This window comes from Marinifilum breve (assembly GCF_003202155.1).
GTDB classification, from domain to species: Bacteria; Bacteroidota; Bacteroidia; order Bacteroidales; family Marinifilaceae; genus Marinifilum; species Marinifilum breve.
This window is the reverse complement of the sequence record NZ_QFLI01000171.1, coordinates 1-392: the sequence shown is the minus strand read 5'-3', so window position 1 is coordinate 392 and position 392 is coordinate 1. Positions and strand designations below refer to the sequence as shown.

General features: G+C 44.6%; 1 protein-coding gene. It reads right to left on the bottom strand.

The features are described from left to right. Positions 1 to 301, bottom strand: a 301-nt coding sequence (locus tag DF185_RS24915) for a reverse transcriptase family protein (protein WP_133250159.1), incomplete at its 3' end; no start/stop codon positions are given. Between the last annotated feature and the right edge of the window lie 91 nt (positions 302 to 392).

Genomic DNA, 392 nt, shown 5'->3' with positions numbered 1-392 from the left:
TTCGCAAAAATTCATAGAGTCCGAAAGGAGTTATGATAGCTGTTTTTGGTATGTCGTCAGTAGCCATAGGGATTTGGTTATACGCTTTAACCAAGTCGATTTTCGAAAAGACAGTTGTACCTTTCAAGGTAGCTGTCAAATCGTGAATGTGAGGCAACGGGTAACGATCGGGAATGGTTTTCGCGTTCAATCGCCGATAGTCACCAGTTGGACGCCAATCGTTGCTGTCCTTTTTAGGGACCATGTGCAACGGAGATGCATATGGGCTACTTGACGGTCGTATGATTCCTAAGTCCATCATGTGATCGAATTCGTTTTTCGCTAACCTTAGCTTTTCAGGAGCTAGTCGTCGTGCTTTAGAGAATACAGGTGGTCCTGTAGTCGTGATGTGA